The following is a 13,270-nucleotide window of genomic DNA, read 5'->3' as shown; positions in this document are numbered from 1 at the left end:
CTCTCCTACTTACTGCTACAATTCATCTACTGCTATACCTAACTCCTGCAGTTTTTTCTTCATTTGATATTTGTCGGTCACATTAAAGCCCGCGACCAGAATGCCTATTATTTGCTCATGCTCATCAAAAAGCGGCTGGAAAATAAAGGTAAGGTAATTGTCCTCCAGTTTACCCTCCGGAGTTGAGAGCTGCACCAGAATCTCTTTGGCTTCAAAAGTTTTACCCGTCTGGTATACATTATCCAATACATCGATATAGCCCTGCTCAGCTACTTCTGGCAATGCTTCCGCTACCGTTTTACCTATAAGGTTGATGTGCGGGAACAGTTCCTGGTATTTTGTGTTAACGAGTTCATAACGGTGTTGCTTACCCTTCAGAATAGCAAAGAAAGTCGGGGCCTGCATGATCAAACGCTCTAGTGTCATACGCTCGGTCTCGACTTTGCGGAATGCAAGCTGTACCTGGTCCGCCAGTTCCGACATTTGCTCGTTACTCGTTAAGAGTTCCTGCACCAGGTTCTTCATATCGTGAATATCGCTGCAGCTGCCCAGCCACATCCTGATCTCACCACTTTCATTTCGCATGGGCAGGTAACGGCTCAGGTACCAGCGGTAATCACCGTCCTTATCGCGTATACGAACCTCCACCTGGCTGGCCTCCCCTTTCTCGAGCGACTGCTGCCAGTATTGCTCGGCACTCTGCAGATCCGCCGGATGAATTGCTTCCTTCCAACCACCAGCCATTAATTTCTCTATGGGTATACCTGTGTATGCTTCCCACTGCTTATTGAAATAGGTTGAGTTGCCTTCAGCGTCATCAGCGTCTATCAGTTGAGGCATAGAGTCAGCCATAAACCGGAATTTCTGCTCGATATCCTGCAAGGCCTTCTTGGTTTCTTCCCGATCCGTTACATCTTTGGTTTCCTGTAGCATGTACAACAATTCGCCCCGCTCATTCAGGATGGGCGTATGAGAAGCTTCCCAGCAACGCTCATCGTAGCCGCTGCCGTCAGGGCGGGCGATCGAGTAGCGAATTACGTCGAGGTATACCTTTCGGCCCTGCTGAATGGCGTCTGCAATAGAAATTCGCACCGGGTTCTCTTCATAAGGCACATTGGGTTCCGGAAATGCTTCCAGCAGAAAATGTTTCCCCAAAATGTTGTCCAGTTGCCGCATTGTGACTTCCAGGTAGCGCTTGTTGGCCCCCACGATTTTCATATCGGGGTCAAGCAACACCATGGCTTCAGGGGTGTTATCGAAGATGAGCTTATAATCCATGAAAAAGAGATTTACATTAAAAAGCGTACCCATCGGGTACTATAAGCATACAACCATACGCAACAAGACAGAAAGCGCACACGTCAGTACAGACTATTTTTTAAAATAATAGCTAAATTATATAAAATAAATGACTTGCCACGCCAGGCTTTCACCATTGTTGCACGGGGCCCTGCCTGCTGTCCGCCTGGCGAAAAGCCCTAAGCTTTTTAATCAATATTTGAGTATAATAGCTAACTTTGTTTGCAAGACAGCGATTTGCGCTATACTTTTATCGTTTCATTCAATATCAAGCGTAACAACAGCACACTATGGCAACCACAGCTGACATCAGAAATGGTCTGTGCATGGAATTCAACAACGACCTTTATGTTGTGATTGAATTTCAGCACGTTAAACCAGGCAAGGGCCCGGCTTTCGTAAGAACGAAGCTTCGCAATATCAAAACCGGAAAAGTATTAGATAACACTTTCTCTGCTGGTCACAAGATTACCACTGCCCGTGTGGAGCAGCGTCCGCACCAGTTCATCTACAAAGACGACCTGGGCTACAACTTTATGGACATGAATACTTTTGAGCAGGTTGCCCTGGACGAAAAGATGGTTCCTTTCGCTGACCTGATGAAAGAAGGCCAGGAAGTAACGATCCTGTTCCATGCCGAAACGGAAGCCCCGCTCACATGCGAGATCCCTCCTTTTGTGGAACTGACGATCACTTACACGGAGCCAGGCCTGAAAGGCGACACTGCTACCAATGCATCCAAACCAGCCATTGTAGAAACCGGCGCCACCATACAGGTACCTTTGTTTATTGGGCAGGACGAAAAAATCAAAGTAGATACACGAACTTATTCTTACGCAGAACGAGTAAAATAACAACATGAAAGCTAAAGAAATCCAGGACCTTATTGACTTTATCGCCAAGTCTGGTTTGAATAAAGTAAACATTGAGACAGAAGAATTCAAGATCTCAGTGAAGCGCGACCCAGACCAGAAGGTGAGCTATGTGAAAGAATCGTCCGCCGCTGCGCATCACGCGGCAGCCCCTGCGGCCGCTCCAGTTGCCGCACCGCAGGCTCCTGCAGCCCCAGCCGCTCCGGCTGCCCCAGCTGCTGCGCCAGCCAGCGACGATAGCAGATACATCGCCATCAAAGCCCCAATGATCGGTACCTTCTACCGCTCTTCCAGCCCGGACAAGCCATCGTTTGTAAACGTAGGCGACGAGGTGAAAAAGGGTCAGGTAATCTGCATCATTGAGGCGATGAAGCTTTTCAACGAAATAGAGTCAGAGGTGTCAGGTAAGATCGTGAAGGTGCTGGTAGACAATGCCAACCCGGTAGAATACGATCAGCCGCTGTTCCTGGTAGATCCTAGTTAATTCTCTTCAATTTGAAAATTTGAAAATGAGAAAATTTGGAGATGGAGATGGTCTGATAAACGTCTCCATTTTCATTGATTACAATTTTCAAATCTACAAATCCCTAATCTGACATTATGTTTAAAAAAATACTAATCGCCAACAGAGGCGAAATTGCCCTGCGCATCATTCGTACCTGTAAGGAGATGGGCATTAAGACAGTAGCTGTATACTCAACGGCTGACAAGGAAAGCCTGCACGTGCGCTTTGCTGACGAGGCCGTATGCATTGGACCGCCGCCAAGTGCGCAGTCATACCTTAACATGCCTAACCTGATCTCGGCTGCCGAGATCACCAATGCCGACGCCATCCACCCGGGTTATGGCTTCCTTTCCGAGAATGCTGAATTCTCCCGCATTTGCGCCGAGCACAACATCAAGTTCATCGGTGCATCTCCGGAGATGATCAACGCCATGGGTGATAAGGCCTCTGCCAAGGACACCATGAAGAAGGCCGGCGTTCCGACTATACCTGGCTCTGACGGCTTGCTCAAGTCTGCGGAAGAGGGCAAGAAACTAGCCAAGAAAATCAAATACCCTGTTATCATCAAGGCAACTGCCGGTGGTGGTGGCCGAGGTATGCGTATCATTAAGAGCGAAGAAGAGTTTGATAAGGCCTGGAACGATGCCCGAACCGAGTCCAAAGCTGCCTTCGGTAACGATGGTATCTACCTGGAGAAGTTCATCGAGGAGCCGCGTCACATTGAGATCCAACTCATCGGTGACCAGCACGGACAGGTAGCGCACCTTTCGGAGCGTGACTGCTCTATCCAGCGTCGCCACCAGAAGCTTGTGGAAGAAACGCCTTCTCCATTTATCACCGACGACTTGCGTGACCGCATGGGCAAGGCCGCCATCAAAGGTGCCAAGGCTATCAACTACGAAGGTGTAGGAACGATTGAATTCCTGGTAGACAAGCACCGTGAGTTCTATTTCATGGAGATGAACACCCGAATTCAGGTGGAGCACCCGATCACGGAAGAAGTAATTGACTACGACCTGATCAAAGAGCAGATCAAGGTAGCTGCTGGTGAGCGTATTACAGGTAAAAACTATTACCCGAAGATGCACGCTATTGAGTGTCGCATCAACGCGGAGGATCCGAAGAACAACTTCCGCCCTTCACCGGGTAAGATCACGAACCTGCACGTGCCAGGCGGACATGGTGTTCGTGTGGACTCGCACGTTTACTCCGGCTATACCATCCCGTCGAACTACGACTCGATGATTGCCAAGCTGATCGTGAGTGCTCAGACGCGTGAAGAGGCCCTCGTAAAAATGAAGCGCGCCCTGAGCGAGTTCGTGATCGAAGGCATTAAGACAACGGTGCCATTCCATCTGAAACTGATGGATGACCCGGGTTTCAAAGAAGGTAACTTCACGACAGCCTATCTGGACAATTTCGACTTCAGCTCCCTATAAGCTTTATAAGTTCTTAAATAAAAAACCGACTCATCTACTGGGTCGGTTTTTTTGTATTTGGCCCGATATATGTGGTTTTAAAATATAGAGCAATCATCATATTTGCATTAACTTAGTCTTGCACCTCACAAAGAACAGAAATGAATTCAAGCAAGCTTTTTGCGTCCCTTTTGTGGATTGTACTAGTCCTGCAGCTCAGTGGCTGTGCAACTATGATCACGATGGAAACGGTGCGACCACCTGTTGTGCGTGTAAGCCCTGAGCAGTGGAAGGTACTCGTCGTGAACCGCTACGATACGGCTGCACAAGCGACGAATAAAAACGAGAATGTAACAGCCGTACTGCGCGACGGAGCCTACCAGGCTGCCGGGGGTGTCATGGGTGCCATCTACAACGACTCCACTTTTGTGCTGGTCAACCCGGATCAGGCTATCAGTCTGCCTGCTAGCTCGGATCGGCTCAACGGAGAAGAAGTTAATGCGCTCTTTAAGCAGTATGGCCCGCACCTGATTCTGACGCTCGACAAGTTCAAGACTGGGTTCGGGAAAGTGATGGATAGCTATGAGGATGAAGACGGTTTCAAGACCAAAATTGCCAACTACGACCTGGTCGTGGCGAGCACATGGTCGCTATACGACAGCACAGGTATGCTGCTGGACCAGGCAACGGTGGAGCAGCAGGAATTTTATGATTCACGGACCGTGGTGAGCGGACTGCTGGCCATCGGACCGGCTATGGGCAAAGCAGGGCCTGTAGTAAACCGGCTGGCAGTAGAGACAGGCTACAGCTACTGGGATAGGTTCTATCCGCAGCCGACACTTTTGGTGCGCCAGGTCCACATGGCGAGTTCGCTGCAGGACGCCCATATCATGTTGCTTCTGGGGCAGTTTCAGCAGGCCATAACTACGTTACTACCCCTGGCACAGGATCTGTCTTCTAAAACCGGTGTGAAGGCAGCCCACAACCTGGCCATTGCTTACGAAGCCGCCGGCGATTACGAACAAGCGACCTATTGGGCAAGGCAGGCTGAAAGCAAAGGTGACAAGCTGGCCACTAAACTGCTGGTGCTCTGGGCCAATGCCGGACTGATCAAATAATCGAAATTGCTTGTAAAACAGCAAAGCCCGACCAAATTGGCCGGGCTTTGCTGTTATATGTAGTATACCTATACCTTAAGTGGTGGCAGCTTGTGCTTCTTTCTCGATCAACTCAGTCAGCTCCCCATACCAAGCCTCCCCGTATTTGCGTATTAGCGGCTCTTTCAAAAACTGGTATACCTTCACGCCCAGGTCCGCTCCAAAGTTGCAGGCCGCTGCGCAGATGCTCCAACGGTCATAATTCAGTGCTTCAAAGTCATCGTACTTCGTGATGCGGATGGGGTACAGGTGACAGGAAATCGGCTTTTTCCAGCTGATCTTTCCATCGTAATACGCCTGTTCGATGGCACACTTCAGTATACCCTGGTTATCATATATAGCGTAAGCACACTCCCGGTTCTCGATGGTTGGGGTAGAATAGTCACCTTCAAAATCCTGGATGTACAGCCCCTGCTCCTCCACGGCCAGTTTGCCGGCTCCCGTCATATAGGGTTTGATGTGTTCGTAGCTTTGCTCCAGTATAGCCAGTTCGTCCTCCTCCAGCGGTGCGCCCAAATCGCCCTCCACGCAGCAGGCCCCTTTGCATTTCTCAAGGTTGCAGACAAAGAAATTATCTCGGATGTCGTCGCTGATGACAGTATTCTGAAGAACGATCATGGAATAGAAAGTAAAATAAGCAGTCTTATACCGGACTTACCGGCAGATAAGAGACAAAAATCAAGTTAAATAAGTTTAGACTAGCGTTTAGGGGCCCTTGCTCCCGCCGCTGTCAGAATATTCTGCACGCTCTCGCGCTTGGTGTAGTCCATGGCTGTTTTGCCTGAGAAGTCACGTAGGCTTGGGTCAGCACCGGCATTGATCAGCATCACGATCACCTCGTTGCCACCGTCCAGCTGACAGGCCAGCATAAGTGGCGTCAGGCCTTCCAGGTTCTGTATATTTGGGTTGGCACCTCCTTTCAGCAAACGGTTCATCTCCATCATGTGTGTACCGTTAGCAAAGCGAACTGCATAGTAGAGCGGGGTATTGCCTTTGTTGTCCACGATGTTCGGATCAGCCTTGTACTTGAACAGGGTATCCAGCAACTGAGCCTGCTCAATTTCAAATTCCTCGGTATTGATGCGGGCACCATACATGGCATAGTGCAGGGCGGTCTTCCCATCCTGATCGGTCGCATTGACGTCGGCGCCGCCACCTAGCAGCAGGCTGGCCACTTCCAGTCGAACTTTAGGCTGGTAAATCACGCCATAGTCTTCGAGCAGCAACGGAATGTAAATGCCGTGCATGAGCGGGGTGCGCAGCCTGAAGTCAAAATCATAACCGTTTGGCACAGACACAGTGTTGACGTAGGCACCACTTTCCAGCGACCGCTTCACTACTTCGGGGTTACGCTCAATGGCTGCAAGCACCAATTTCTGGTCAGAAGACTGGTTGAGGTACTTGAGTTGCTCAAAGGCATTGGAACTGCCCTGCGAGATAGCCTGGTGGTACAGTTTGCGTGCTTTATCAGGCTCAGGCTTTCCCAGGTTACCTTCTTCATAAAGCAGACCCAAGGTATAGAGGGCTTCTTTTTCTCCGACAGCGGCACCTTTCTCGAGCCAGTACTTCGCCTGTGCCACATTCTCTTTCACGCCCTCCCCTCTCAGGTATAGGTTTGCCAAAGAGGTATAGGCTACCACGTCGTTAAGCTCAGCGGCCCGCTTGATATAGGTATAGGCATACCCTTTGTCCTCCATTTCGCCGTAGCCGGTATAATACATACTACCCAGAATGCGGTTACTGAAAGCGTCGCCTGCTATGGCCATGTCGCGGATGTCGAGGGCGGCACTGCGCATGAGTCGTGTAAAGCGCTGCTTATCTTCGTCGTTACGGATGGTCATTAACTCTGCCAAACCCAGATTACCGAACAGACTGCTGCCTTCCAGCGCCTTTTCGAACAGGATGCGGGCGGTGTCAGGATCGGCTTTGTAGAACTTCTCAGGGTTGCGCACATAGGCCACTGAGTCAGATGTTATGATATCGTCAATCGGCGCTCCGTCTTCCACCAACTCTCCGTATTGGTGCATGCGTCCCATAAAGTAAAAGGCCGCTGCTTCGTCACGTGCTGCTGCCTGGCGGAACTTGGCGTAAGCCTCGTTGTATTTTAATCCGATATAGAGGTCCATACCTTCCTGCATTTCCGGGGTGCGCCATACCTGTTTGGCGGAGCGGGGAACCTTCACCTGTTTCAGGGAGTCAGGTATAACCTTGACAACCTGGCTGGTATCGGATTGCGCCACGGCCAGATGCCCGGCCGGGAGCAGTGCAAGGAACAGGAGTAGTTTCTTCATGCGTGGTAAAGGGATCATATATTGCTCAGGTATAAAGCAGGCAAATGCCCACTTCAACCTTCTTAACTTTACAAAGATACAGATAATGCGGCGTTTCTCTAAAAAGCGCTGCCTGAAGACACACAAATCAGAGGCCAAAATTGCATTCCTCTATAAGAAACCAATTGATAGGGCTGTCTGGTTCTCTAAATGTGCAAGTGCCGTTCCTAAAACGGATAGGAATGTGTAAATTGCATGGATTATTAATGACGCACGCGGAAGAGACGAAATGGATTATATTAGTTTACTGAACGAGTCGCAACGCAAGGCCGTGCTCCACACCGAGGGGCCAGCCATGATCATAGCGGGTGCCGGCTCAGGCAAAACAAGAGTACTCACCTACCGGATTGCACACCTCATCAGTCTGGGGGTCGATCCGTTCAACATACTGGCCTTGACCTTTACCAACAAGGCGGCCAAGGAAATGCGCCATCGTATCGAGAAAGTGATCGGAAACGAGGCTAAAAACATCTGGATGGGCACGTTCCACTCCGTGTTCTCGCGCATATTGCGTGCCGAGGCGGATAAGATCGGCTATCCGAAAAGCTTTACGATCTACGACACCGATGACTCCAAGACGCTCATCCGCAACATTGTGAAGGAGATGAACCTGGATGATAAGCTTTACAAGCCGAACGTGGTGCTGGGCCGTATTTCCTCCGCCAAGAACAAGCTGATCTCGGTGAAGCAGTACCTGAATGATGCCGTGATTCAGGCCGACGATGAAGCTGCCATGCGCCCGAAGATCGGTAAGATCTACGAACAGTATGCCAACCGATGCTTCAAAGCCGGTGCCATGGACTTCGACGACCTGCTGTTCCAGACCAACGTGCTTTTTCGTGACCATCCGGATGCGCTCAACAAGTATCAGCACATTTTCAAGTTCGTGATGGTGGACGAGTACCAGGATACGAACTACTCGCAGTACCTCATCACGCGCAAACTGGCCGCCCAAAACCGCAACATTGTGGTGGTGGGTGACGATGCGCAGTCCATCTACGCTTTCCGTGGGGCCGATATACAGAACATCCTCAACTTTGAGCGTGACTACCCGGAACTGGAGGTGTTTAAGTTGGAGCAGAACTACCGCTCTACCAAGAACATCGTGAATGCGGCCAACTCGGTGATTAAAAACAACTCGGCGCAGCTCAAGAAGGACGTCTATACTGACAATGAGCAGGGACCGCTGATCGAAGTAATCAAAGCCAATTCCGATAACGAGGAAGGCAAGCTTGTGGCCACCACCATTTTTGAGGAGAAGATGAACAACCACCTCTCCTACGACGACTTCGCCATCCTGTACCGCACCAATGCGCAGTCAAGGGCCATGGAAGAAGCCCTGCGCCGCATGAACATCCGATATAAGATTGTGGGTGGTCTGTCGTTTTACCAGCGTAAGGAGATCAAGGACCTGATCGCATACCTCCGTTTAGTGGTGAACCCGAACGATGAGCAGGCACTTCGTCGCGTGATCAATTATCCGAAGCGAGGGATTGGCGAGACAACCGAACAGAAACTGTTTGTAACGGCTGATGAAACGAACCACAGCGTATGGGAAGTGATCCAGAATGCCGGTCAGTTCCTGGGTAACCGCGTGGGCACGGCCATCGAGAACTTCTCGATCATGATCAAAGACTTCGCCCGCATCGCCGATAACACGGACGCTTTTGAGGTAGCCAAGCACGTAGCCAAGCACTCCGGCATCGTCGACGACCTGTACCAGGACAAAACCGTGGAGGGCCTGGCCCGTTACGAGAACATCCAGGAACTGCTCAACGGTATAAAAGAGTATGTGGATGATCCGGAGAAAGAGGACAAGAGTCTATCGGCCTTTCTGCAGGACATCGCCCTTATTACAGATGCCGATACCAAAGCCGATATGGACGGTGAGTTTGTCACTCTGATGACAATCCACTCGGCTAAGGGTCTGGAGTTCAAGAATGTGTTCATTGTAGGTATGGAAGAGAACCTTTTCCCGAGCCAGATGATGCTCAACTCACGCGCTGATTTGGAAGAGGAAAGACGCCTTTTCTATGTAGCCATTACGCGCGCCGAGAAAAAGCTATACCTGACCTACGCCACCAGCCGTTACCAGTGGGGCAACCTGCGTGCCTGCGAGAAGAGCCGCTTCCTCGACGAGATCGATCCGAAGTATCTCAACTTTAAGTATGGCGAGCAGAATACGGCCAGCGGGGGCAATGTGTTTGACCGCGTGTTGCAGCGCAAGAGCAGCATCAGCAGCCTGGTGCAGCAGCCGGCGCGCAAGCAGGCCGCCACTGCCTATACCGCCCCTGCCGACTTTCAGCCAAGCGACACGTCGAATCTGGCTGCCGGCATGAAAGTAGAGCACCCTAAATTCGGGTTTGGCGTAGTATCCAAAATGGACACACAGGGCAATAGCACCAAGGCCATCATCAACTTCGACGAAGTAGGCGAAAAAACCCTGCTGTTGAGCTTTGCCAAGCTGCGGATACATAATTGATTTAGTGAATGAGTGAGTTAGTGATGGAGTGATTTTTTTTATTTTTGAATGGTGGTTGGGTGAATGAGTGATTATTTATTGGTGGATAAATTTTCCATTTTATAAATTTTTATAAATCACTCATTTTATAAATCACTCATTCACTGAATCACTACCGCACTCAATAAAAAAAATCACTCATTCACTAAATCACTAAATCAAAAATAATTTACCCCTACATTTGAGATTCATAAATTGAAATAATGGAAGCAAGTACTACCTTTAAGCAGGACCTGTTGCTGCGCGAATACGGCAGAAACGTACAGGATCTTGTCAATCACATACTGAGCATTGAGGACAAAACAGAGCGCACCCGCCTGTCCTACCTGTTGATCAATCTAATGGCTAAGCTTAACCCACAGTTGCGCGACACCCAGGATTTTCAGCAAAAGCTCTGGAATCACCTGTTTGTGATGTCCGGCTCAAAGCTCGACGTGGATGCCCCTTATCCTCTCAGCGCCATGGAGTACCTCAACGACAAGCCGCAGCGCATGGAGTACCCACTCAGTACGCCCAGGTATAAGCACTACGGCCAGAACGTGGAGTTGCTCATACAGCGCGCCACAGAGCTTGAGGACGATAAAGAGCGTGAAGCTGCGACCATTTCCATCGGGAAACTGATGAAGACGCTGTACCGGTCTTACAACAAAGACAGTATTACAGATGATGTGATCCTGAGCGACATACAGCAAATCTCCAAAGGAAAGCTGAATCTGGATCCGTCTATGATTGAGAGCAATAGCCTGTTCGAATCTGTAAGCAGCAAGTCACAGGACGGTGGCAGCAACCGCCCGCAGCAACAGCAGCAAAACCGTGGCGGTGACAAGCGTAGCCACAAAAATACGAGACCATCTTCCAACCAACGAAACAAATAGTACTAAATGGCTTCATTTGAAGTAAAAGGCGGTGCAAAGCTGCGCGGAGAAATCATTCCGCAGGGTGCCAAAAACGAGGCACTTCAGATCCTGTGCGCCGTGCTTCTTACCCCCGAGAAAGTAACAATTTCTAATATCCCTGATATCCGGGACGTTAACCTACTGATTGACCTGCTGCGGTCGCTGGGCGTAAAAACAGAGCGCCTTTCACCGGACACCTATACCTTTCAGGCAGACGACATTGACCTCGATTTCCTGGATTCCGAGCGTTTTGTAGAGCTTGGTCGCGCCATACGAGGCTCCGTGATGATCGTGGGACCGATGCTGGCCCGATTCGGCAAAGCAAAAATGCCAAAGCCGGGTGGCGATAAGATCGGTCGTCGCAGACTGGACACGCACTTTACAGGATTCGAAAAACTGGGTGCTTCTTTTGAATACAGCGCCGAAGATAATTTCTATACCGTCACCTCGTCAGGTCTGAAAGGCGCCTACATGCTGCTTGACGAAGCATCCGTGACAGGTACAGCCAACATCCTGATGGCCGCTGTGCTGGCCGAAGGCACGACTACGATCTACAACGCCGCCTGTGAGCCATACGTGCAGCAGCTTTGCCGCATGCTCAACCGTATGGGCGCCAAAATCAGTGGCATCGGCTCCAACCTGCTCGTGATCGAGGGTGTGGAGCAGCTGGGTGGCACCGAACACCGCATGTTGCCTGACATGATCGAGATTGGTTCTTTCATCGGCCTAGCAGCCATGACCGGTTCGGAGATCACCATCAAAGATTGCCAGATCCCGGAGCTAGGTCTTATACCTGATACCTTCCAGCGACTGGGCATCAAAATGGAATTCCGTGGCGATGACATCTTTATACCTGAGCAGGACCACTACGAGGTGGACACCTACATCGACGGCAGCATTCTGAACATCGCCGACCATACCTGGCCGGGCCTGACGCCGGACCTGCTGAGTGTTGCCCTGGTTGTAGCTACCCAGGCAAAAGGTACCGTGCTTGTGCACCAGAAAATGTTTGAGAGCCGCCTGTTCTTCGTAGACAAGCTCATCGACATGGGTGCCCAGATCATTCTGTGTGACCCGCACCGCGCCACGGTGATTGGTCAGAACAAGCAGATCCCACTTCGTGGCATCCGCATGACGTCTCCTGATATTCGTGCCGGTGTTGCTTTGCTCATCGCAGCCCTTTCTGCCGAAGGCACCAGCATCATCGACAACGTAGAGCAGATTGACCGTGGCTACCAGAATATTGATGGTCGTCTGAATGCTCTTGGCGCGCAGATCAGAAGAATGTAAATTCTTAGTTAAGATTTGAAGAGAAAGAGCGCTCAGAAATGGGCGCTCTTTTATTTTTGCCGGATTACAAAAGCTGAGATGAATCTTGCTTATATTGGTTAATAAATCAGTAACTATAAATTTACATATCTATAAATATAGTGCAGATAGTGGGAGTAGATACTCCTGCTAACAGGTAGTTAGGCTTAAAAATGAATGAATAAAATTAAGACGATACTTTTAGCTGTAGCAGTAACTATGCTGCTGGTTCTGTTAGTACTGAGAATTATAAATGTTAAGAATGCCGAAGGTCAAGGTATAACATTAGGCAAGGAACTGGCACGTGAAAATGGCTTTCTTGCGGCAGAATATGTACCAGTAAGAAATTATGTGAAGGTTGATGAATCAGTAGCCGTTCTTGGGAGTGCTTGGATTCATGAACCTATCAAATTGAAACATCGCCTGTTCATTTTCGACAGCTACTATAGCAAGCAACCAGATGGAGAACCAAGTTTAAAATATTCAGCAAAGGAGAGTGGGAATGACTTTGTACTTTCTGTGGCAAGAAATGATACGGCATTGAATGAAATGTTCTTCGCTAAAAATGGATTGCCTGAGTTAAGGTTCTACTCACTAGAAAATGAACTGGTTGATGAAAAGGGCAACCGCTTTAGAGTAGAAGATCACACAAAGGTTGATACAATAAAGCTTTATGTTAAAAAAGCCAGTCTTGTTCCTGACCGACCTATAGGTGCAGCAACTGATTCTGATTACGTTCTATATAAAATAGAGCTGGACAAGGAGCCTGTCGATTCAGTACTGTTTGTCAAAAAGCGGTAAAACTTCTGAGCCTAACACAGCACAGGCAGCATGTTCGGCTAATGCCTCACCCGTTGCCTGTACGAGACCGTCAGACTGTCTAATAACACCTTCCTTCCTGCAACTTTTCACAAGCTAAGTGGCTAAGTAATACTATACTTATCCACTTGAACTATGAAATTCA

The 13,270-nt window shown here is 49.5% G+C and carries 11 protein-coding genes; 8 read left to right on the top strand and 3 right to left on the bottom strand.

The features are described from left to right. Positions 1-15: 15 nt before the first annotated feature. On the bottom strand, positions 16-1,278 hold the full coding sequence (locus C8E01_RS12890) for a PAS domain-containing protein (protein ID WP_116543993.1): 1,263 nt from the start codon (positions 1,276-1,278) through the stop codon (positions 16-18). A gap of 311 nt (positions 1,279-1,589) precedes the next feature. On the opposite strand from C8E01_RS12890, the gene efp reads away from it, so the two are divergent. From efp to C8E01_RS12870, 4 genes are all read left to right on the top strand, one after another. Next, positions 1,590-2,153, top strand: coding sequence for an elongation factor P (gene efp, locus C8E01_RS12885; RefSeq protein WP_116543864.1), 564 nt, complete (start codon positions 1,590-1,592; stop codon positions 2,151-2,153). Between the two features lie 4 nt (positions 2,154-2,157). Next, positions 2,158-2,655: an acetyl-CoA carboxylase biotin carboxyl carrier protein gene (gene accB / locus C8E01_RS12880; RefSeq protein WP_116543863.1), complete on the top strand. Its 498-nt coding sequence runs from the start codon at positions 2,158-2,160 to the stop codon at positions 2,653-2,655. Positions 2,656-2,771: 116 nt separating this feature from the next. Next, a complete protein-coding gene (gene accC, locus C8E01_RS12875; RefSeq protein WP_116543862.1) occupies positions 2,772-4,115 on the top strand; it encodes an acetyl-CoA carboxylase biotin carboxylase subunit in 1,344 nt (447 codons plus the stop codon). 212 nt (positions 4,116-4,327) lie between these two features. Continuing rightward, a complete protein-coding gene (locus C8E01_RS12870; protein ID WP_243409560.1) occupies positions 4,328-5,212 on the top strand; it encodes a DUF6340 family protein in 885 nt (294 codons plus the stop codon). A gap of 75 nt (positions 5,213-5,287) precedes the next feature. Here the strand turns inward: C8E01_RS12870 and C8E01_RS12865 are convergent, their stop codons facing one another. Both C8E01_RS12865 and C8E01_RS12860 read right to left on the bottom strand, forming a co-directional pair. Next, entirely contained in the window at positions 5,288-5,869 is a 582-nt protein-coding gene (locus C8E01_RS12865) for a DUF3109 family protein (RefSeq protein WP_116543860.1), read from the bottom strand. Positions 5,870-5,949: 80 nt separating this feature from the next. Then, positions 5,950-7,560 (bottom strand): ankyrin repeat domain-containing protein, encoded by a 1,611-nt coding sequence (locus C8E01_RS12860; RefSeq protein WP_243409559.1) that lies wholly within the window; start codon positions 7,558-7,560, stop codon positions 5,950-5,952. Positions 7,561-7,810: 250 nt separating this feature from the next. Here C8E01_RS12860 and C8E01_RS12850 point away from each other — a divergent pair, with 250 nt between their 5' ends. The 4 genes from C8E01_RS12850 (at position 7,811) to C8E01_RS12835 (ending at position 13,107) form a co-directional block, all read left to right on the top strand. Beyond that, positions 7,811-10,063, top strand: a complete 2,253-nt coding sequence (locus C8E01_RS12850) for an ATP-dependent helicase (protein WP_116543857.1) — start codon at positions 7,811-7,813, stop codon at positions 10,061-10,063. A 242-nt stretch (positions 10,064-10,305) separates the two neighbouring features. Further along, the gene (locus tag C8E01_RS12845) at positions 10,306-10,977 is read left to right on the top strand and encodes a DUF4290 domain-containing protein (protein ID WP_116543856.1); all 672 of its coding nucleotides are present in this window, start codon (positions 10,306-10,308) and stop codon (positions 10,975-10,977) included. Between the two features lie 6 nt (positions 10,978-10,983). Then, positions 10,984-12,288: a UDP-N-acetylglucosamine 1-carboxyvinyltransferase gene (murA, locus tag C8E01_RS12840; RefSeq protein ID WP_116543855.1), complete on the top strand. Its 1,305-nt coding sequence runs from the start codon at positions 10,984-10,986 to the stop codon at positions 12,286-12,288. Between the two features lie 195 nt (positions 12,289-12,483). Next, a complete protein-coding gene (locus C8E01_RS12835; protein ID WP_116543854.1) occupies positions 12,484-13,107 on the top strand; it encodes a hypothetical protein in 624 nt (207 codons plus the stop codon). Positions 13,108-13,270: the final 163 nt, after the last annotated feature.

It is taken from the genome of Pontibacter virosus (assembly GCF_003096355.1).
Classification (GTDB): Bacteria; Bacteroidota; Bacteroidia; order Cytophagales; family Hymenobacteraceae; genus Pontibacter; species Pontibacter virosus.
This window is presented reverse-complemented; position numbering and strand designations above follow the sequence as displayed.

Coding starts and splice junctions, on each gene's coding strand:
- C8E01_RS12890 (WP_116543993.1), bottom strand. CDS start 1,278: ATGGATTATAAGCTCATCTTCGATAACACCCCTGAAGCCATGGTGTTG.
- efp (WP_116543864.1), top strand. CDS start 1,590: ATGGCAACCACAGCTGACATCAGAAATGGTCTGTGCATGGAATTCAAC.
- accB (WP_116543863.1), top strand. CDS start 2,158: ATGAAAGCTAAAGAAATCCAGGACCTTATTGACTTTATCGCCAAGTCT.
- accC (WP_116543862.1), top strand. CDS start 2,772: ATGTTTAAAAAAATACTAATCGCCAACAGAGGCGAAATTGCCCTGCGC.
- C8E01_RS12870 (WP_243409560.1), top strand. CDS start 4,328: ATGATCACGATGGAAACGGTGCGACCACCTGTTGTGCGTGTAAGCCCT.
- C8E01_RS12865 (WP_116543860.1), bottom strand. CDS start 5,869: ATGATCGTTCTTCAGAATACTGTCATCAGCGACGACATCCGAGATAAT.
- C8E01_RS12860 (WP_243409559.1), bottom strand. CDS start 7,560: ATGATCCCTTTACCACGCATGAAGAAACTACTCCTGTTCCTTGCACTG.
- C8E01_RS12850 (WP_116543857.1), top strand. CDS start 7,811: ATGGATTATATTAGTTTACTGAACGAGTCGCAACGCAAGGCCGTGCTC.
- C8E01_RS12845 (WP_116543856.1), top strand. CDS start 10,306: ATGGAAGCAAGTACTACCTTTAAGCAGGACCTGTTGCTGCGCGAATAC.
- murA (WP_116543855.1), top strand. CDS start 10,984: ATGGCTTCATTTGAAGTAAAAGGCGGTGCAAAGCTGCGCGGAGAAATC.
- C8E01_RS12835 (WP_116543854.1), top strand. CDS start 12,484: ATGAATAAAATTAAGACGATACTTTTAGCTGTAGCAGTAACTATGCTG.